This is a genomic window from Nocardioides sp. YJ-D4 (genome assembly GCF_054031495.1).
The window spans coordinates 4,638,642-4,657,695 of sequence record NZ_CM132932.1; the positions used below are offsets into that span (position 1 = coordinate 4,638,642).

Consider the following 19,054-nt stretch of genomic DNA (forward strand, 5'->3'; position numbering starts at 1 on the left):
CCGATCCGCGCGAGGCTTCGGGTATGAAGTCCCCGCTGGTCCGGGTCCACTCGCTGACGACGCGCGTCGAGGCGCCGGTCGAGGAGGTCTTCGCGTGGCATCGGCGTCCGGGGGCGATCCACCGGCTGACGCCTCCGTGGATGCCGGGGGAGGTGCGGGTGGAGACGACCGACCTGGCCGACGGGACGGCGGTGATCTCGCTCGGCCGCGGCGTGGACTGGGTCGCCCGGCACGACCCTGAGGCCTACGACCCTCCGCACCTGTTCACCGACCGGCTCGCCTCGCTGCGGCCGCTGTCGTGGACCCACAGGCACGAGTTCGCGGCCGACGGTGACGCGACGCTGGTCACCGACCGGGTCGAGACGAACGTGGTCGGGCGGATGGTGGACCGGATGCTCGGCTACCGCCACGCTCAGCTGGCCGCCGACCTCGCGGCCCACCACAGGACGTACGCAGCGGGCAGGTCCCTCACCATCGCGGTCACCGGCACGAGCGGGACCGTCGGGCGGGCGCTGGTCCCGCTCCTCACCACGGGCGGCCATCGGGTGATCCGGCTGGTCCGTCACGCGCCATTGGGGGACGGGGAGCGGCTCTGGGATCCGTCGGCGCCCGGCCCCGGCCTGCTCGACGGCGTGGACGCGGTCGTCCATCTGGCCGGGGCGTCCATCGCGGGCCGCTTCACCGCGGCGCACAAGGCGGCGATCCGCGACTCCCGGATCGAGCCGACCCGACGGCTCGCCGAGGCGGCGGCACGCAGCGGCGTACGCACCTTCGTCAGCGCCTCCGCGATCGGGATCTACGGCGCCGACCGCGGCGACGAGCTCCTCACCGAGGCCTCGGCGCGGGGCATGGGCTTCCTCGCCGAGGTGGTCGCCGACTGGGAGGCGGCGAGCCGGGTGGACGGGCCACGGGTGGTCCAGGTGAGGACCGGGATCGTGCAGACGCCCGCCGGGGGAGCGCTGGGGCTTCAGCGACCGCTGTTCGCGGCCGGCCTGGGTGGCCGGCTCGGGAGCGGCGAGCAGTGGCTGAGCTGGATCGGCATCGACGACCTGGTCGACATCTACCACCGCGCGGTCCTCGACGAGACGCTCGTCGGCCCGGTCAACGCGGTCGCCTCCGAGCCGGTCACCGGCCGGGTCTATGCCCAGACCCTCGCGCACGTGCTCCACCGGCCCGCGCTCTTACCCACGCCGGCCCTCGGCCCCCGGCTCCTGCTCGGCAAGGAGGGCGCCGAGGAGATGGCGCTGGCGAGTCAACGGGTCGAACCGGTCGCGCTCGGCGGCCACGAGTTCCGCCACCCCACATTGGAGGCGGCACTGCGTCACGTACTGGGGCGGTGAGGGTCAGGCCGCGCCGCTGAGCAGCAGCTCCGCGGCTACGGCTGCTCCGTCCACCCGGGCCGCGGCAGCCAACGCGGTGGCCCGTGCGCGGACCTCGGGCGTCAAGGCTGCGCCGAGAGCGGCGGTGAGCGACTCGACCGTCGGTGCGGCGCCGTCATGGGCGACCCCGACGCCGAGTTCGGCGACCCGCCCTGCCCAGTAGGTCTGGTCGCCGGCCTGCGCCACGACCACCTGCGGGGCACCGGCCCGGTAGGCCGTCGTCGTGGTGCCCGCGCCGCCGTGATGGACGGCCGCAGCGACCCGGTCGAAGAGCCGCTGGTGGCTGACCTCACCGATGGCGAAACAGTCGTCACGACCGTCGATGACGTCCAGCCCCGCCCATCCGCGTCCGACGACCACCCGCCGGCCGTGGGCGCGGATGGCCTCGACCGCGACCCGCACGCTCTCCTCGCCGACCGTGCGCATGCTGCCGAAGCCGACGTACACCGGCTCCTCCCCGGCGTCGAGGAAGGCCAGCAGATCGGCCGGGAGCGGACGGTCGTCCGCGAGCAGCCAGGCTCCGGTCTGCACGACGTCGAGGCTGGACGTCCCGTGCCACGGGCCGAGGGTGGGATCGGCCGCGAGGAGGGGACGAGTGGTGAACATGAACTCGGTGACATCGCTGACGGGCGGCAGCCCGATCACTGCCCGATGGGCGTCGATCGGCTTCTTGAACAGCTCGTTGAAGCCGCGCCCGTCCAGGCCGTCGACGACGTCCGGGCAGAAGAGTACGTAGTGGTACGGAATGCCCAGGCCCTCGGCGACCGAGGGCGCGACGAACTGCGACATCGCGGTCGCCACGACCACGTCACAGCCTGCAGCGGCCTCGGCCACGGTGTCGTACTGCGCCGTGATGAAGTCGGCCACCCGCTGGTGGCGCTCCTCGGGAGTCGGCGGCCGCTCCCAGGACCGCCACGGCTTGAGGAACGGCACGTGTGGCACCCGCTCCCGCTCCAGCAGGTCGACGAACTCCTCGTCCGGCGGCGCGCACATCCGCACCTCCGCGCCCCGCCGCTGCAGCTGCACCGCGAGCGCCACCAGCGGCTCGACGTCTCCCCGCGACCCGTACGTCGACAACAGCACGCGCATCCATGGCTCCGTTCTATGGACATCGGGCCGCGCCCGAGAATGACGGCAGCATAAGGCTCCAGCGCCGCCGGCCGGCCTCAGCGATCCGCGCATGGGCCCGGCTCGCGGCGGGTACGTCGACAGCGTGGGCACACGGGAACGCGACGTGGTGCGGCGTCTGCTGGACGCCGGAGGCACGACGTACGCCGAGGAGGCCGGCATCCGGCTTCGGGACAAGCCGTCCCCGCTCTATCGCCTCCTCGTCCTGGCGATGCTCTCTTCGACGCGGATCTCGACGGACATCGCGGTCGCCGCGGCGCGGGAGCTGTCGGCCGCCGGATGGCGTACGCCGCACCGGCTGCTCGACTCGACCTGGCAGCAGCGGGTGGACGCTCTCGGCCGAGCCCACTACCGCCGCTACGACGAGAGCACCGCGACCAAGCTCGAAGAGCAGGCGCAGTGGCTGCTGGAGACCTGTCGCGGCGACCTGCGACGGCTCCGCCCGACATCGCGCGACGGCGCAGACGCGCTGATCGACGCGCTCACCGAGTCGCCCCGCATCGGCCCGGTGGGAGCCCGGATCTTCTGCCGTGAGGTGCAGGACGTGTGGCCCGAGCTGTCGCCCTTCATCGACGGCCCGCTCCTCGACCAGGCTCGCGACCTCGGCCTGCCCGGGGACCTGGGCGAGCTCGCGTCGCTGGTTCCCGGCGGACGCTGTGCCCCGCTCGCGGCGGCCCTCACCCGAGCACGTCACGGGCTGCCCGAACTCGAGGAGACCTGAGGCAGTCCCGCCGTGCACGGTGATCCCGCTTAGGATCACCGCATGGTCAACGGGGAGTCGAAGAACGCGCCGAGCATGGCAGATGTCGCGGCCCGGGCAGGGGTCTCGCACCAGACCGTGTCCCGGGTCGTCAACGGCTCCGACGCCGTACGCGGCGACACCCGCGACCGGGTGCTGGCGGCGATCGAGGAGCTGGGCTACCGGCGCAACAAGTCGGCGCGGGCTCTGGTGACGCGGAAGTCGGGACGGCTGGGTCTGCTCTACACCCAGCCGCACCTCTACGGACCGGGCACGCTGGCCGCCTCGGTGCACCAGGCCGGTCAGCGGGCAGGCTACGACATCATCCTGAGCCCGGTCCCGCACCTGGAGGCCACCTCGGCCGAGCGGGCGATCGAGGCGCTCCTCGACGACGCGGTCGAGGCCGTGCTCCTCGGCGTCTCACACCAGTCGTTCGAGGACCTGGTCGCCCAGCTCACGGAGACGGTCGAGGTCGTCATGATCCACAGCGACCCGCCGGCGGGAGTGCGCTCGGTGGGGATCGACCAGCACGCCGGAGCCGTGCTGGCCACGCAGTATCTGCTGGACATCGGCCACCGCAACATCGCCCATGTGGCCGGTCCGGTCGGCTGGATCGACGCCCGGCAGCGCCGGGAGGGGTGGCTGGCCGCGCTCCGGGACAGTGGTGTGCAGCCGGGGCCCGAGATCTTCGGTGACTGGTCGAGCAAGAGCGGTTACGAGGCCGGGGCCGAGATCGCCCGGGACCCCTCGGTCACCGCGGTCTTCGCGGCCAACGACTCGATGGCGCTCGGCGTGATCCGGGCGCTGCACGAGGCCGGCCGCCGGGTCCCGCAGGACGTGAGCGTCGTCGGCTTCGACGACGTCCCGGACGCGGCGTATCTCTGGCCGCCGCTGACCACCGTCCGGCAGGACTTCGCGTCGCTGGGCGAGCTCGCGGTCGAGGTGGCCATCACGGCCATCGCCGACGGGACCGTCGAGGTACCGCCGCTGCTGGCACCCGAGCTGGTCGTGCGGTCCTCGGCCGCGCCGCACCCGCGCGACTAGCACTTTCGTAACTGGCTCTGCAGGGAACACGCCGGTAACCCGCTTGTCATATGTTAGCGTTCACATCGCCTCGAACCCCACCCCGAGCCGTCGGGCAGAAACGGAGCCGTGATGACGCAGCGAGCAGGCAACCTGCCTGACCTCAAAGAGACCGCGCTCGGCATCGAGCTGGGCTCCACCACCATCAAGGCGTGCCTGATCGGGCCCGATCACGCGACTGTCGCCACCGGGTCCCATCTGTGGGAGAACGAGCTCGTCGACGGCCTGTGGACCTACTCGCTCGAGGCGGTCTGGGCGGGCGTACAGGGCGCGGTCGCCGCCCTCGGTGACGAGGTCGAGCGCCGCTACGGCACTCGCCCGACCACGTTCGGGTCGATCGGCGTCTCGGCGATGATGCACGGCTACCTCGCCTTCGACGATGCCGGCGAGCTGCTGGTGCCGTTCCGTACGTGGCGCAACACCAACACCGCAGTCGCCGCCGCCGAGCTGTCGGAGATCTTCGGCACCAACATCCCGTTGCGCTGGTCGGTCGCCCACCTCTACCAGGCGATCCTCGACGACGAGCCCCACCTGCCTGAGATCGCCTCGCTCACCACGCTCGCTGGCTACGTCCACCGGGCGCTGACCGGCGAGCACGTGCTCGGCGTCGGCGACGCCTCCGGCGTCTTCCCGATCGACCCGGCCACCGGGACCTACGACCAGCGGATGCTCGAGCAGCTCGGTCACCTGGCTGCCGCCAAGCGCCCCGGTCTGCGGGTCGAGGGGCTGCTCCCGCAGGTCCTCCCGGCAGGCGCTGCCGCCGGCCGGCTCACCTCCGACGGCGCCGCGCTTCTCGACCCGACCGGTTCGCTCCAGCCCGGCATCCCGCTGTGTCCACCCGAGGGCGACGCCGGCACCGGGATGGTCGCCACCAACTCCGTCGCCAAGCGCACCGGAAATGTCAGCGCCGGCACCTCGATCTTCGCGATGGTCGTCCTCGAGGCGCCGCTGGCCACCGTGCACCACGCCATCGACATCGTCACCACCCCGGCCGGCGACCCGGTCGCGATGGTGCACTGCAACAACGGCGCCAGCGAGCTCGACGCCTGGGCCGGGGTCTTCGGTGAGTTCGCCGCCGCGCTCGGTCATCCCTGCGAGCCCGACGCCGTCTTCGGCGCCCTGCTCACCGCCGCGCTCAAGGGCTCGCCCGACGGCGGTGGCCTGCTGGCCTACAACTACCTGGCCGGTGAGCCGATCACCGGCCTCGACGAGGGTCGTCCGCTGTTCGTACGCACCCCCGGCAGCCGTCTCGACCTCGCCGGGTTCGCCCGCGCCCAGGTCTACGGCGTCTTCGGCACCCTCGCCCTCGGCATGCGCGTACTCGCCGACCAGGGTGTCGAGATCGACGCGATGTTCGCCCACGGCGGCCTGTTCCGCACCGCGGGCGTCGCGCAACGGCTGCTCGCCGCCGCCATCGGCGCCCCGGTCGCGGTCGGCCGCACCGCCGGTGAGGGCGGTGCCTGGGGGATCGCGGTCCTGGCGGCGTACGCCCGGGCCGCCGAGGCCGAGGGCGACCTCAGCCTGAGCACCTATCTCGCCGAGCGCGTCTTCGGCGACATCGACCTCGAGGTCGTCGAGCCAGACGCCGCCGACCTCGCCGGGTTCCGGAGCTACCTCGAACGCTACGAGGCCGGGCTCGACATCGAGCGCGCCGCTGTGGCCTCGCTCGCCCCCAACGCAGCAGAAGGAGACCAGTGATGACGGGCGTACCCGCCGCTCTTCGCGCCGCCGTCGACGCCGCCAAGGAGCGCGTCGCGGCGCTGCACGCCGAGCTGCCCCGCTGGGAGCTGGTCGTGTGGACCGCCGGCAACGTCTCCGAGCGTGTGCCGAACCCCGACGGTGAGGACCTGCTGGTCATCAAGCCCTCCGGGGTCGCCTACGAGGACATCACCGCCGAGGCGATGGTCGTGTGCGACCTGGCCGGCAACCTCGTCGAGGGCGAGCGGTCGCCGTCCTCGGACACCGCCGCCCATGCGTACGTCTATGCCAACATGCCCGAGGTCGGGGGAGTGGTCCACACCCACTCCACCTACGCCACCGCCTGGGCCGCCCGCGGGGAGGAGATCCCCTGCGTGCTCACGATGATGGCCGACGAGTTCGGCGGACCGGTCCCGGTCGGCCCGTTCGCGATCATCGGCGACGACTCGATCGGGCGCGGCATCGTGGAGACGCTGCGCGAGTCGCGCAGCCCCGCGGTGCTGATGCGGAACCACGGTCCCTTCACCATCGGCAAGGACGGCCGCTCCGCCGTCAAGGCCGCGGTGATGTGCGAGGAGGTCGCCCGCACGGTGCACATCGCGCGCCAGCTCGGCCAGCCGCTGCCGATCGACCAGGCCCACATCGACTCGCTCTACGACCGCTACCAGAACGTCTACGGCCAGCACTGAGCTGCCCGTCCCCCGAATCTCAGCACTGGAAGGACCCCACATGAGCAAGCCCGCAGCGTTGAAACCCTATGGCGACCGCGAGGTCTGGTTCTTCACCGGCAGCCAGGACCTCTACGGCGAGGAGACCCTCCGTCAGGTGGCCGAGCAGTCCCAGGAGGTCGCTCGCGCCCTCGACGCCTCCGGCGACGTACCGGCGAAGGTCGTGTGGAAGCCCGTCCTGAAGGACTCCGCGGCGATCCGCCGCGCGATGCTCGAGGCCAACTCCGACGACAACGTCCTCGGCGTCATCACCTGGATGCACACCTTCAGCCCGGCCAAGATGTGGATCGCCGGACTGGACGCCCTCCAGAAGCCGCTCCTGCACCTGCACACCCAGGCCAATGTCGAGCTCCCCTGGTCGGAGATCGACATGGACTTCATGAACCTCAACCAGGCCGCGCACGGCGACCGTGAGTACGCCTACATCGCCACCCGCCTCGGCGTCGCCCGCACCACCGTCGTCGGCCACGTCTCCAACCCGGCGGTCACCCGCCGCGTCGGCACCTGGGTCCGCGGCGCCGCGGGCTGGGACGCCACCCACGGGCTCAACCTGGTCCGCTTCGGCGACAACATGCGCAACGTCGCGGTCACCGAGGGCGACAAGACCGAGGCCGAGCTGCGCTTCGGTGTCTCGGTCAACACCTGGGGCGTCAACGACCTGGTGGCGGCCGTCGAGGCGGTGTCGGAGGAGACCGTGGATGCGCTGGTCGCCGAGTACGAGGCCCTCTACGACGTCGTCCCCGAGCTCCGCAAGGGCGGCGAGCGCCACGACTCGCTCCGCTACGCCGCGCGCCAGGAGATCGCCATGGAGGCGTTCCTGGTGGAGCGCGACGCGAAGGCCTTCACCACCAACTTCGAGGACCTCGGCGGTCTGCGCCAGCTCCCCGGCATCGCCGTGCAGCGGCTGATGAGCAAGGGCTACGGCTTCGGCGCCGAGGGCGACTGGAAGACCGCCGTGCTCGTGCGTGCCGCCAAGGTGATGGGGGAGGGGCTGCCCGGTGGCGCCTCCCTGATGGAGGACTACACCTACGACCTCACCCCGGGCGCGGAGGTCATCCTCGGAGCCCACATGCTCGAGGTCTGCCCCTCGCTGACCACCTCCACCCCGCGCGTCGAGATCCACCCGCTCGGGATCGGCGACCGCGAGGACCCGGTCCGGTTGGTCTTCGACGCCGACACCACCGAGGGCGCCGTGGTCGTCTCCCTGGCCGACATGCGCGACCGGTTCCGGCTGACCGCCAACGTCGTCGACGTCGTCCCCCCGACCGAGGCGCTGCCCAATCTGCCCGTCGCGCGCGCCGTCTGGACCCCGCGTCCCGACTTCGCGACCTCGGCCGAGGCCTGGCTGACCGCCGGCGGCGCGCACCACACGGTGATGTCGACCGCCGCCGGGATCGAGGCCTTCGAGGTGTTCGCGAACATCGCCCGCACCGAGCTGCTGGTCATCGACGAGTCGACCACCCGGCGCGGCTTCGCCGACCAGGTGCGGTGGAACCAGGTGTTCTACCGGGTCGCTCAGGGGCTCTGACGCCAGGCGTCGAGGAGCTCGGCCTCGCGGGTGGGCGAGATGCCGGTGACGTACGCATCGGGGGAGGCCTGCAGCCAGGCGAGGGTGTCCCGGGCGGTCTCGGCGATCGGGCGGGTGGTGAGACCGGTCGCCATGGCCGAGGTGGTGTCGTGGGCGAGCATCCCGTCGTACTCAGGCCGGGGGAGCCACAGCGGGATCGAGCCGGGGCCTGACCAGGGGTCGACCTCGTTGGCCTGCAGGAAGTCCTGGGGGAGCCAGGTCCAGGTCGGGATGGCGCCGACGCCGCTCGCGGTCTCGGTCAGCAAGGTGCTGATCGGCATCGACGGGCCGGTGGCGTCGAAGGTGCCCTCCGCCCGGGCGGTGGCGCAGTGGAGGATCCAGTCCGCCAGGTCGCGTACGTCGATGACCTGGGTGCTGTCGTCGGGCGAGCCGGGAGCGAGGATCTCGCCGCCGGCCTTCAGGCGCTGTGGCCAGTAGGAGAACCGCCCGCTGGGGTCCCCAGGGCCCACGATCAGGCCGGGGCGGATGACGGTGGCCGAGGCTGCACCCGCGCGGACGAGATCCTCGCAGGCGACCTTCATCGAGCCGTACGCATCGGGGTCGTCGTCCTCGACGTCGTCCGTCGTCGGAGCGAGGACAGGGAGCGACTCCGGAGTGCCGCCGGGGGTGCTGTGGTCGGCGTACACGCTGATGGTCGAGACGAAGACCCAGTGGGCCTCGCTGAAGGCGGCGACGGCGGAGCGAACCCACGAGGGGGTCCGGGCCACGTCGACGACCGTGTCGAACTCCGCAGTCGTCAGGGCGGAGGGAGGTGTCTCGGTGCGGTCCCACGGCACCAGCTCCGCGCCCTCCGGGACGGTTCCCGACCGGCCGCGCGCTGCGCAGACCACCTCGTGACCGCTGCGTACTGCCGACTCCGCCACTGCCCGGGAGAGGAAGACTGTGCCGCCGAGCACCAGGATTCGCATGCGGACACGCAATCACCCGCGAGCGCCACGCGGCAAGCGGTTCTGCTTCAGGCAGATCCTGGAGACCGGAAGCCTCACAGCACCTTGCGAGGGTTCATGACCCCGTCGGGGTCGATCGCCTGCTTCACGGCGCGCATGAGATCGACCTCGACACCGGTCTTGTACGCAGCGGCAGCATCCCGCTTGAGCGTCCCGATCCCGTGCTCGGCGGAGATGCTGCCGCCGAGCGCGGCGACGGCGTCGTAGACGATCCGGGTCAGTGCGCTCGCCCGAGCGCGGAGCGCCGCATCGTCGCCGACGGGGGCGGAGATGTTGTAGTGCAGGTTGCCGTCCCCGATGTGTCCGTACGTCACCAGCCGCAGCCCAGGCAGCGCCTCCAGCAACAGCGGCCCGACCTCGGCGACGAACCGGGGCAGCGCCGTGATCGGCAGGGTGACGTCGTGCTTGAGGGTCGCACCCTCGCTCTTCTGCGCCTCCGAGACGCCCTCGCGCAGCGCCCACAGCGACTCGCGCTGAGCGGGGCTGCCCGCGACCACGGCGTCGAGGAGCAGCCCCTCCTCGGCAGCCGCCGCGAGAGCCGACTCGAGCCGCTCGTCGACGTCGGCGGAGGTGCCGGCGAGCTCGACGAGGCCGTACCACTCGTGCCGGTCCGAGAACGGGTCGCGGACCCCCGGCAGGTGGGCGAGGACCAGGTCGACGGCCTGGCGTCCGAGCAGCTCCCAGGTGGTCAGCTGCCCGCCGCCGTGCTCGCGCAGCAGGGGAAGCAGCTCGGTCGCAGCCGAGACCGACTCCAGCGCCACGAACGCCGTCGCCCGGCGCGGCGTCGCCGGCAGCAGCCGCAGTACCGCCGCGGTGACGACGCCGAGCGTGCCCTCGGAGCCGATGAACAGCTGCTTGAGGTCGTAGCCGGTGTTGTCCTTGCGCAGCGGCCGCAGGCCGTCCCAGACCCGGCCGTCGGGGAGCACGACCTCGAGACCGAGCACCAGCTCGCGCATCATCCCGTAGCGCAGCACCGCGGTGCCGCCGGCGTTGGTCGCGACCGTGCCGCCGATGGTGCACGAGCCCTCCGAGCCGAGGGAGAGCGGGAAGAGCCGCCCGGCCTTTCTGGCGGCCTCTTGGACGGTCGCCAGCGCGGTGCCGGCCTCGACGGTGAGGGTGTCGGCGACCGGGTCGATCTCCCGGATGCGACGCATCCGGCCGAGCGAGAGCACCACCTGGTCGCCTCCGGAGTCCGGTACGCCGCCGCCGACGAGGCCGGTGTTGCCGCCCTGCGGGACGACCCCGACGCCGGCCTCCGCGCACAGCCGGACCGCGGTGGCGACCTCGGCGGTCGAGGCCGGGCGCACCACCGCGAGGGCGGTGCCGGTGAAGCTGCCGGTCCAGTCGGTGACGTACGCCGCCATGTCGGCCGGATCGGTCAGCACGGCGCTCTCGCCGAGGGCGGTGCGCAGGTCGTGGACGAGATCGGTGGTCACGGTTCTCCTTCGATCGGTGGGGACGGCCGCAGTCATGAGGACCGCAGCCGGACGTGCTCGGGGCCGATCGAGGCGATGTCGGGGGTGCCGAGCAGGCACATCGCCCGCCGCAGCTCCTCGATCAGCAGCGTCAGGGTGGCGTCGACGCCCTGACGCCCGGCGACCATCAGGCCGTAGAGGTACGGCCGGCCGATCACCACGCCGCAGGCGCCGAGGCCGAGCGCCGCCGCGATGTCGCCGCCGGAGCGGACGCCGGAGTCGACGTACACCTCGGTCCGGTCGCCGACCGCGTCGACGACCGCGGGCAGCAGCTCCAGCGGCACCGGGGCGCGGTCGAGCTGACGGCCGCCGTGGTTGGAGAGCACCAGCGCGTCGGCCCCGGCCTCGACACAGGCGACCGCGTCGGCGACCGAGAGCACGCCCTTGACCACCACCGGGCCGTCCCAGTGCTCCTTGAGCCAGCCGATGTCGGAGGGCCGGATCGCCTGCTCGCGCAGCTCGTTGGACATGCCCCAGCGGCCGTAGTGCGACCCCTCGGGGAATGTCGCGAACCGCAGCGGCTCGGTGGTCAGGATGTTGGCGACCCAACCGGGATGGCGGGTCATGTCCGCGAACGTACGCAGGCTCAGCTGCGGCGGGATCGCGAACCCGTTGAGCTTGTCCTTGCGCTTCATCCCCGTCACGGTCGTGTCGATGGTCAGCATCAGCGCCTCGTAGCCCTGTTCGGCAGCTTCGGCAAGATGCTCGAGCGTCACCGCCCGGTCCTTCATCAGGTAGACCTGGAACCAGTTGCGTCCCTGCGGGGCCGCGTGCGCGACGTCGGTGATCGAGGTCGTCGCGTACGTCGAGAGCGTGTAGGGCAGTCCGGCAGCGGCCGCCGCCGCTGCGACCGCCCGCTCACCGGTGTGGTGGCTGAGCCGGGTGTAGCCGGTCGGGGCCAGCACGATGGGTGCCGCCGCGGGCCGCCCGAGGAACGAGGTACGCACCTCCGGATCGCCTACCTGACCGAAGGCCGTGGGCCGCAGCTCCACACGGTCGAAGGCCGCCCGGTTCCGGCGCATCGCGTGCTCGCCGTCCGAGCCGCCGTAGACGTAGTCCCAGACCGCCGTCGGCACCCGCCGGCGCGCGGCCCGCTCCAGATCGTCGACGCTGAGGCAGCGGGCCAGCCTGCGGTCGGCCGCCCGCCACCGGAACGGCCGCGGTCGCAGGAAGGGCGCAAGATCGCGCCATCGGGGGACCTGCCGGACGAACTGCCGGACAACCTGAGAATCGGCGGCCACGCTCTGGACTCCTCACCACTCATCGGATAAGTTCTGAACTTGTCATACAACTTAGCCCATCGAGGAGCATCCCGCCATGGCCGCCGACCGCATCACGTCACTGACCCTCTCCCACGTCGTCCTCCCGCTCGAGAACCCGGTCAGTGACGCCAAGGTGCTCACCGGGCGGCAGAAGCCGCTCACCGAGACCGTGCTGCTCTTCGTCGAGGTGACCACCGAGCAGGGCTTCGAGGGCATGGGCTTCAGCTACTCCAAGCGCGCCGGTGGCCCGGCGCAGTACGCCCACCTCAAGGAGATCGCCCAGGTCGCCATCGGCCAGGACCCCTCCGACATCGCCAAGATCTACGAGTCGCTGATGTGGGCCGGCGCCTCGGTCGGCCGCAGTGGCGTCGCGACCCAGGCCGTGGCCGCCCTCGACGTGGCGCTCTACGACCTCAAGGCGCGCCGTGCCGGCCTGCCCCTGGCCAAGCTGCTCGGCGCCCACCGCGACTCCTGCCGCGTCTACAACACCTCCGGCGGCTTCCTCCAGGCGAGCGTCGAGGAGATCAAGGAGAAGGCCACCGCCTCGCTCGAGGCAGGCATCGGCGGCATCAAGATCAAGGTCGGCCAGCCCGACTGGGCCGAGGACCTGCGCCGCGTCGCCGCACTGCGCGAGCACCTCGGCGACACGCCGTTCATGGTCGACGCCAACCAGCAGTGGGACCGTGCCCGCGCCCGCCGGATGTGCCGTGAGCTCGAGCAGTTCGACCTGATCTGGATCGAGGAGCCGCTCGACGCCTGGGACGCGGTCGGCCACGCCGACCTGTCGCGTACGTTCGACACCCCGATCGCGACCGGCGAGATGCTGACCTCGGTGCCCGAGCACATGGCGCTCATCGACGCCGGCTACCGCGGCATCGTGCAGCCCGACGCGCCGCGCATCGGCGGGATCACCCCGTTCCTGAAGTTCGCCACCCTTGCCGCCCACGCCGGTCTGGCGCTCGCGCCGCACTACGCGATGGAGATCCACCTGCACCTGGCCGCGGCCTACCCGACCGAGCCGTGGGTCGAGCACTTCGAGTGGCTCAACCCGCTCTTCGAGGAGCGCATCGACATCCACGACGGCCAGATGTGGGTGCCGGACCGTCCGGGTCTCGGCTTCACGCTCAGCGACCAGATGCGCAAGCTCACCGTCGAGAGCGCTAAGTTCTCGGCATGACGATCAGTGCCGGGCTCGCCGACCGCGTCGTCTCCGGGATCAAGGACCAGATCCTCGCCGGAGACCTCGCTCCTGGGGCGAAGCTGCCCTCGGAGTCCGACCTGGTCGCGACCTACGGGGTGTCCCGGACGGTGGCGCGCGAGGCGGTCACCCGCCTGCGTGCCGAAGGCCTGGTCGAGACCTTCCAGGGGCGCGGCTCGTACGTCCTGGCGGTGCCGGAGCCCTCGCCGTTCGCGCTGGAGTCCTCCGCGATCCGCACCCAGCACGACGTGCTCGACATGGTCGACTTCCGGCTCGGTGTGGAGTGTGAGGCGGCGGCCCTGGCCGCCGCCCACCTCGACGAGCAGGGCTCGCGCGCCATCGAGGAGGCGCTCGCCGCGCTGGCCACTGCGCATCCCGACGGAGCGGTGGAGGCCGACTTCGCCTTCCACCGCGCTGTCGCGGCCGCGACCGGCAACCGCTTCTATCTCGACCTGATGGACTCGCTGGGCCCGATGATGATCATGCTGCCCCGCACCCGGCTCGGCGACGCGTACTCGCCCAGCGACGCGCTCCACGTCGAGCGGGTGCAGCGCGAGCACGACAACATCGCATCCGCGATCCTCGCCGGTGACGCCGACACCGCCCGGGCCGCGATGCGGGTGCATCTGGGCAGCACCCGCCGCCGTCTTCGGCAGTGATCACATCCGGAGCCACTGCACGGGCCCACGCAGACTCCTGACCCGCTGAAAAGGAGAACGGGTGGCCCGGCAACAGCCGGACCACCCGTTCCCCATGGGGGTCTATTTCTTCTGGTGCTCGCCCAGCGGGGTGAAGCAGAACTTCCCTCCGGCCAGGCGCTCCTCGGGGCCCTGCGGGCCGTCGTCGATCGCGTCGCCGAGCAGCTCGGCGGCGTAGATCTCGGAATCGTCCTGCGGGTGGTAGCCGATCGCCTCGCCGGCCTCCAGCGACCACCAGCGCCGGGTGTTGCGGGAGATGCCCCACACCACCCGGAAGCCGGGCTCGGGAGTGGCCAGGCACGCCTCGAGGAGCCGGGCACCGTCGTCGGGCGACATCCACGTCCACAGCGAGCGGCGGTCCCACGGCTTCTCGAAGCACGAGCCGATCCGCAACGCGGTCACGTCGATGCCGTAGCGGTCGTGGAAGAGGCTGCCGAGCGCCTCCATCGCGACCTTGCTGACCCCGTAGTAGGTGTCCGGTCGTGGGAAGGCGTCGGCGGCCAGCCCCGCGGCGGGTGCGTCATCGAGGTCGTAGAAGCCGGCCGCGTGGTTGCTCGAGGCGAGCACCACACGTGCCACCCCGGCGTCCCGGGCGGCTTCCAGGACCACCCGGGTGCCGTCGATGTTGGCCGAGAGGATGTCGTCCCACGGGGCCTCGACGCTGATGCCGCCGAGGTGGATGATCGCCTCCACGCCCTCGGAGGCGGCGCGCATCGCCGCCTCGTCGGTCACCGACGCCTCGATGACCTCGACGGCCTCGCCCTTGGCGGGCTCCTCGGGACGTACGACGTCGAGGAGGCGAAGCACCCGGCCCTCGCCCGCCAGGCGGGTGCGCATCAGCCTCCCGACGCCGCCGTTGGCCCCGGTGATCAGGATCGTCTGCGTCATGCGGTGCGCAGCTCCTCGACGGCGGTGATGTACTCACCCAGGTCGGCGCCGTGCTTGTCGATGACGGACTTGGTGGCCTCGCGCCACGGGGCGAGGTCGCTGATCTCGTTGATCGTGACGCCCTCCCCGCGCAGCTTCTCCAGGTCGGCCTCGACCTGGGCGTCCCACTTCTCACGCTGGAACGGGGCGGCCTCGTCGGCGGCCTTCTGGAGCGCCTCCTGGTCCTGGGAGTCGAGCCCGTCCCAGGTGTCCTTGTTGATGAGGAGCACCTCGGCGACGCGCATGTGCCGGTCGAGGGTGTAGTTCTTCGCGACCTCGTAGTGGGACGCGGAGAAGTAGGACGGCTCGTTGTTCTCGGCACCGTCGAGCAGCCCGCTCTGCAGCGAGCTGTAGACCTCGCCGTAGTCCATCGGGGTGGGGGAGCCGCCGAGAGCCTTGATGAAGTCGATCTGCACCTGCGACTCCTGGACCCGGATCTTGAGTCCCTTGACGTCCGCCGGCGCCTTGATCGGCTTCTTCGAGGTGTAGAAGCTGCGGGCGCCCGGGTCGAAGTAGCCCAGACCCTTGAAGCCGGCACCGTCGGCCTCGCCGAGCAGCTTCTTGCCGCTCTCGCTCTCCAGGAAGCGCCACAGGTGGTCGGCGTCGTCGAAGAGGTACGGCAGGCTGAACAGCCCCATCGCGGGCACGAACTCGCCCATCGGGGCCGAGCTGATCCGGGTCATCTCGATCGAGCCCATCTGCACCTGCTCGATCGCGTCGGACTCCTCGCCGAGCTGGGCGTTGGGGTAGACCTGGATCTTGATCCGGCCGTCGCTGTACTTCTCGGCCAGCTCGGCGAACTTCTTGTCGCCCAGCGTGGTCGGGTAGTCGTCGGGGTGGGTCTCGGCCAGCTTGAAGGTCTTCGAGCCGCCGCCACCTCCGCCGCTGCCGGCGAGTGACCCGCCGCCACAGGCGCTGAGGGCGAGGCCGCCGGCGACGGCCGCGGCGCCGAAGGCGCCTGCCTTGAACAGGGAGCGCCGGGCGACCGGCGTGGGGGATGAGGTGTTCACGGGTGGTTCCTTTCCAGAGGGGGAGTTACTGGCCGAGCGCATCGGGGAGGGCGAGCGAGAAGAACGGGACGTACGTGATCAGCAGCAGGACGATGAGCATCGGGATGAGGAAGAGGCCGACCATCTTGATGACCTTCTCGATGGACGTACGTCCGATGGCACAGCCGACGAAGAGGACGTTGCCGACCGGCGGGGTGATCAGGCCGATGGCCAGGTTGAAGACGAGCATGATCCCGAACTGCACCGGGTCCATGCCGAGCCCCGTGGCGACCGGCAGCAGGATCGGCGTCATGATCACGATCAGCGGGGCCATGTCCATGATCGCGCCGAGCACGAGCAGCAGCAGGTTGATCAGCAGCAGGACCACGACGATGTTGTCGGAGATGCCGAGGAGGGCGTCGGTGGCCAGCGCCGGCACCTGCAGGAACGCCAGGAAGTAGCCGAACGCACCCGCCGCCGCGATGATGAACAGCACCACGCCGAGGGTGCGCAGGGCACTCTGCAGGATCGGGATCATCGCCTTGAGCGGCAGGTCGCGGTAGACGAAGAAGGTCAGGATGAAGGCGTACAGGCAGGCGATCGCCGCCGACTCGGTCGCGGTGAAGATGCCGCTCAGGATGCCGCCCAGGATGATCACCGGCATCAGCAGGCTGAGCAGGCCCTCGGCGACGATCTTCGGTACGTCGTTGAGCGGGACCAGCTCCTCCTTCGGGTAGCCGCGCTTGACTGCCACGATGTAGGCCATCACCATCAGCGACGCACCGAGCAGGAGCCCCGGGATGACGCCGGCGGTGAACAGGGCGCCGATCGAGACGCCGCCCGCGGCCATCGAGTAGATGATCAGGTTGTGGCTCGGCGGGATCATGACCGCCTGGGTGGCGCCGGAGACGGTGACGGCGACCGCGTAGTCGGTGTCGTAGCCACGCTTCTTCATCATCGGGATCGTCACCGACCCGATCGCGGAGACGTCCGCGACCGAGGAGCCGGACAGGGCGCCGAAGAAGGTGCTGGCGCCGATGTTGACCATCCCGAGGCCGCCGCGGACCCAGCCGACGAGCAGTCCGGCCAGGGCGATCAGGCGGCGGGAGATGCCGCCTGTGCCCATGATCTCGCCACCGAGGATGAAGAACGGGATGGCCAGCAGGGCGAAGGTGTCGAGACCGGCGACCATCCGCTGGCCGACGGTGGTCAGCGGAAGACCGATGTAGAGGGCCTCGAAGATGGCGGCCAGGGCGAGAGCGAGGGCGACCGGGACCCGGAGCAGGACGAGGACGGCGAAGCCACCCAGCAGGATGGCGATGGCAAGAGGATCGATGGGCATGGGGGAGTCCTTCGACTTTCGGCGGCTCAGCCGAGCTCGGCTGCATCGTCAGGCTCGGCGTACCGCTGGGTACTGATGCCGAAGGCCTGGAGGACGGTGTAGAGGAGGATCATGGCGCCGGCGACCGGCATCATCAGGTAGAGGACACTGCGGGGGAGCCCGGTGCCGGCCAGGGTCGCCGTCTGGGCGTCGATGACGAACTGGCTTCCCTGGACGACCAGGAAGAGCCCGAAGGCGAGCAGCAGCACCTGGACGAACCGGTCGATCACCGCCTGGAGCGTCGCCGGGAACTTGTCCACCAGGAAGGTGACCGCGATGTGGGCGCCCTCGCGGAAGCCGATCGCGGCGCCGAGGAAGCCGATCCAGACCAGCAGGATGCGGGCCGTCTCCTCGCTCCAGCTGGGCGAGTTGCTCAGCAGCTCACGGCTGAACACCTGCCACAGCACGATGAGCAGCGTGGCGACCAGGCACAGGATGCAGAAGGCCTCGAAGACCGTGTCGACCGCGCGCCAGGCGCGCTTGAGCGTTCCGTTCTCGTTGCGGGTGTTCATACCGTCATTCCGTCCTCGTCGCGGCGGTGGTGGGGACCTTGGTCGCCTCGGCGAGCAGGTGCTGCCTGTCCGCACCCGCCAGACCGAGGTGGTAGAGGTGGATCTGGTCGATCCCGGCATCGACCAGTGCCCGCACATGGCCACCGAAGGCGTCCTCGGTGGTGGGCGGGAGAACGGTGACGTACGCAGCGGCCGCTGCCTTTCCGGAGACCGCCTCGACGAGCCGGCGCCCGGTCTCCACCGAGGCCTCGGTGGTCGGCCAGCAGAAGGAGACGACCAGGTCGACGTCGTCGGCCGTCGTTGGGGTCAGGCCCGGGCTGGCACCGGTGGCCCAGGGGTCGGGCTGGGCGTGCAGGGCGATCTCGACGATGTCCGGGGAGGCCTCACGGACGGCCGCGATCACCCGGTGGCGGAGCTCGTCGGCCGCGGCGTGGCGGGAGGCGAGGATCGTGTCCAGAGTCGCTGCGTCCACCGTCGTGCCGGCGGCATCCACTCCGGTCGCGGAACGCAGCGTCGCCACGGTTGCCGCGGGGTCGAGCCCGCGGGCGGCCCAGTCCTCGCGGCAGGCCGCGCAGCAGCAGATCGAGAGCAGCTGCTGGGTGGCGGCGTCGTAGGCCCCGTCGGTCTTCTCGTGGTGTCCGCCGTGGCCGAAGCCGAGCTGGCCGCAGGCCTCCAGGATGGCCGTGCTGGCCGGGGTGTCGCGTACGGCCTCGGCGGCCAGGGTCTCCGCGTAGCGGCGGACGTCCTCGTGGCGGGAGCACAGGGCGTAGGGGTAGGGCTCGCCCCAACAGTTGACCACCGCGAGGTCCGGGTTGGCCTCACCGAGGAGGGTCGAGTGGGTCAGCACGATCCAGGCGGCGACCTCGAAGCCGGCCTCGGCGAGGATGGCGGCGGCCTCCCCGAACGGATCCTCGGCCGCGACCCAGGTCGCCGCGGGCGGCACCAGCCGGGCGCCCTCCCACGCCTCGGCGCGCACCGGACGGTAGAGCGCGGCGGTGCGCGCCTCGACGAACCGGTGCTCGGGGTGGAGCGGGGTCGCGGCGCGAGCGGTGTGGTAGGCCGCGGCGAGGGCGACCTTCGTGACGCCGAGACCCCGGGCGCGATCGGCGAAGGCTGGATCGCCGATCACGTCCCAGGGGTAGGCATATCCGACGACCGGGACGGTGCCGGTCCTTCCCGAGTCGATCTCAGTCACCGATGTCTGCTCCTGCCAGCCAGGGTTGTGGGGCGGAGCCGAGTGTGGCCCCGGTCACAGGAGACTGTCAGGATGCGCGATTCGTGTCCAAGCCACTTATCGCATCAGACGATACCGTCGAGGTATC

General features: G+C 71.3%; 17 protein-coding genes. 8 read left to right on the forward strand and 9 right to left on the reverse strand.

From position 1 onward, the window contains the following. Positions 1 to 23 precede the first annotated feature (23 nt). Positions 24 to 1,340, forward strand: coding sequence for a TIGR01777 family oxidoreductase (locus ACW14X_RS22245; protein ID WP_457163337.1), 1,317 nt, complete (start codon positions 24 to 26; stop codon positions 1,338 to 1,340). A 3-nt stretch (positions 1,341 to 1,343) separates the two neighbouring features. Here ACW14X_RS22245 and ACW14X_RS22250 read toward each other — a convergent pair whose 3' ends face one another. After that, positions 1,344 to 2,468: a glycosyltransferase gene (locus ACW14X_RS22250; protein WP_457163338.1), complete on the reverse strand. Its 1,125-nt coding sequence runs from the start codon at positions 2,466 to 2,468 to the stop codon at positions 1,344 to 1,346. Positions 2,469 to 2,592: 124 nt separating this feature from the next. Here ACW14X_RS22250 and ACW14X_RS22255 point away from each other — a divergent pair, with 124 nt between their 5' ends. From ACW14X_RS22255 to araA, 5 genes are all read left to right on the forward strand, one after another. Beyond that, complete coding sequence (locus ACW14X_RS22255) at positions 2,593 to 3,228, forward strand: endonuclease (RefSeq protein WP_457163339.1); 636 nt, start codon at positions 2,593 to 2,595, stop codon at positions 3,226 to 3,228. A 42-nt stretch (positions 3,229 to 3,270) separates the two neighbouring features. Beyond that, positions 3,271 to 4,290, forward strand: a complete 1,020-nt coding sequence (locus ACW14X_RS22260) for a LacI family DNA-binding transcriptional regulator (RefSeq protein ID WP_457163340.1) — start codon at positions 3,271 to 3,273, stop codon at positions 4,288 to 4,290. A 111-nt stretch (positions 4,291 to 4,401) separates the two neighbouring features. Continuing rightward, positions 4,402 to 6,027: a xylulokinase gene (locus tag ACW14X_RS22265; RefSeq protein ID WP_457163341.1), complete on the forward strand. Its 1,626-nt coding sequence runs from the start codon at positions 4,402 to 4,404 to the stop codon at positions 6,025 to 6,027. Continuing rightward, a complete protein-coding gene (locus ACW14X_RS22270) occupies positions 6,027 to 6,716 on the forward strand; it encodes an L-ribulose-5-phosphate 4-epimerase (protein WP_457163342.1) in 690 nt (229 codons plus the stop codon). Before ACW14X_RS22265 ends, ACW14X_RS22270 begins: the two co-directional genes overlap by 1 nt. Positions 6,717 to 6,756: 40 nt before the next feature. Then, the gene (gene araA / locus ACW14X_RS22275; RefSeq protein WP_457163343.1) at positions 6,757 to 8,283 is read left to right on the forward strand and encodes an L-arabinose isomerase; all 1,527 of its coding nucleotides are present in this window, start codon (positions 6,757 to 6,759) and stop codon (positions 8,281 to 8,283) included. On the opposite strand, the gene ACW14X_RS22280 is transcribed toward araA, so the two are convergent. The 3 genes from ACW14X_RS22280 to ACW14X_RS22290 form a co-directional block, all read right to left on the reverse strand. Next, positions 8,271 to 9,251 carry an NAD-dependent epimerase/dehydratase family protein gene (locus tag ACW14X_RS22280; RefSeq protein ID WP_457163344.1) on the reverse strand — a complete coding sequence of 327 codons (981 nt, stop codon included), beginning with the start codon at positions 9,249 to 9,251 and terminating at the stop codon, positions 8,271 to 8,273. The two genes, araA and ACW14X_RS22280, sit on opposite strands and share 13 nt — an antisense overlap. A gap of 74 nt (positions 9,252 to 9,325) precedes the next feature. Then, positions 9,326 to 10,726: an FAD-binding oxidoreductase gene (locus ACW14X_RS22285; protein ID WP_457163345.1), complete on the reverse strand. Its 1,401-nt coding sequence runs from the start codon at positions 10,724 to 10,726 to the stop codon at positions 9,326 to 9,328. A gap of 32 nt (positions 10,727 to 10,758) precedes the next feature. Further along, complete coding sequence (locus ACW14X_RS22290; RefSeq protein ID WP_457163346.1) at positions 10,759 to 12,006, reverse strand: alpha-hydroxy acid oxidase; 1,248 nt, start codon at positions 12,004 to 12,006, stop codon at positions 10,759 to 10,761. A gap of 76 nt (positions 12,007 to 12,082) precedes the next feature. Here ACW14X_RS22290 and ACW14X_RS22295 point away from each other — a divergent pair, with 76 nt between their 5' ends. Then, positions 12,083 to 13,204 carry an L-talarate/galactarate dehydratase gene (locus tag ACW14X_RS22295; protein WP_160028018.1) on the forward strand — a complete coding sequence of 374 codons (1,122 nt, stop codon included), beginning with the start codon at positions 12,083 to 12,085 and terminating at the stop codon, positions 13,202 to 13,204. After that, positions 13,201 to 13,884: a FadR/GntR family transcriptional regulator gene (locus ACW14X_RS22300; RefSeq protein WP_457163347.1), complete on the forward strand. Its 684-nt coding sequence runs from the start codon at positions 13,201 to 13,203 to the stop codon at positions 13,882 to 13,884. The genes ACW14X_RS22295 and ACW14X_RS22300 overlap by 4 nt, the downstream gene beginning before the upstream one ends. A gap of 102 nt (positions 13,885 to 13,986) precedes the next feature. Here ACW14X_RS22300 and ACW14X_RS22305 read toward each other — a convergent pair whose 3' ends face one another. From ACW14X_RS22305 to ACW14X_RS22325, 5 genes are read right to left on the reverse strand one after another with little or no spacing between them, the layout of a single operon-like run. Next, positions 13,987 to 14,811, reverse strand: coding sequence for an NAD-dependent epimerase/dehydratase family protein (locus tag ACW14X_RS22305; protein ID WP_457163348.1), 825 nt, complete (start codon positions 14,809 to 14,811; stop codon positions 13,987 to 13,989). Then, positions 14,808 to 15,860 carry a TRAP transporter substrate-binding protein gene (locus ACW14X_RS22310; protein WP_457163349.1) on the reverse strand — a complete coding sequence of 351 codons (1,053 nt, stop codon included), beginning with the start codon at positions 15,858 to 15,860 and terminating at the stop codon, positions 14,808 to 14,810. The genes ACW14X_RS22305 and ACW14X_RS22310 overlap by 4 nt, the downstream gene beginning before the upstream one ends. Positions 15,861 to 15,885: 25 nt before the next feature. Beyond that, complete coding sequence (locus ACW14X_RS22315; RefSeq protein WP_457163350.1) at positions 15,886 to 17,181, reverse strand: TRAP transporter large permease; 1,296 nt, start codon at positions 17,179 to 17,181, stop codon at positions 15,886 to 15,888. Between the two features lie 26 nt (positions 17,182 to 17,207). Beyond that, on the reverse strand, positions 17,208 to 17,732 hold the full coding sequence (locus ACW14X_RS22320) for a TRAP transporter small permease (protein ID WP_160028026.1): 525 nt from the start codon (positions 17,730 to 17,732) through the stop codon (positions 17,208 to 17,210). 4 nt (positions 17,733 to 17,736) lie between these two features. Then, entirely contained in the window at positions 17,737 to 18,927 is a 1,191-nt protein-coding gene (locus tag ACW14X_RS22325) for a hypothetical protein (protein WP_457163351.1), read from the reverse strand. Between the last annotated feature and the right edge of the window lie 127 nt (positions 18,928 to 19,054).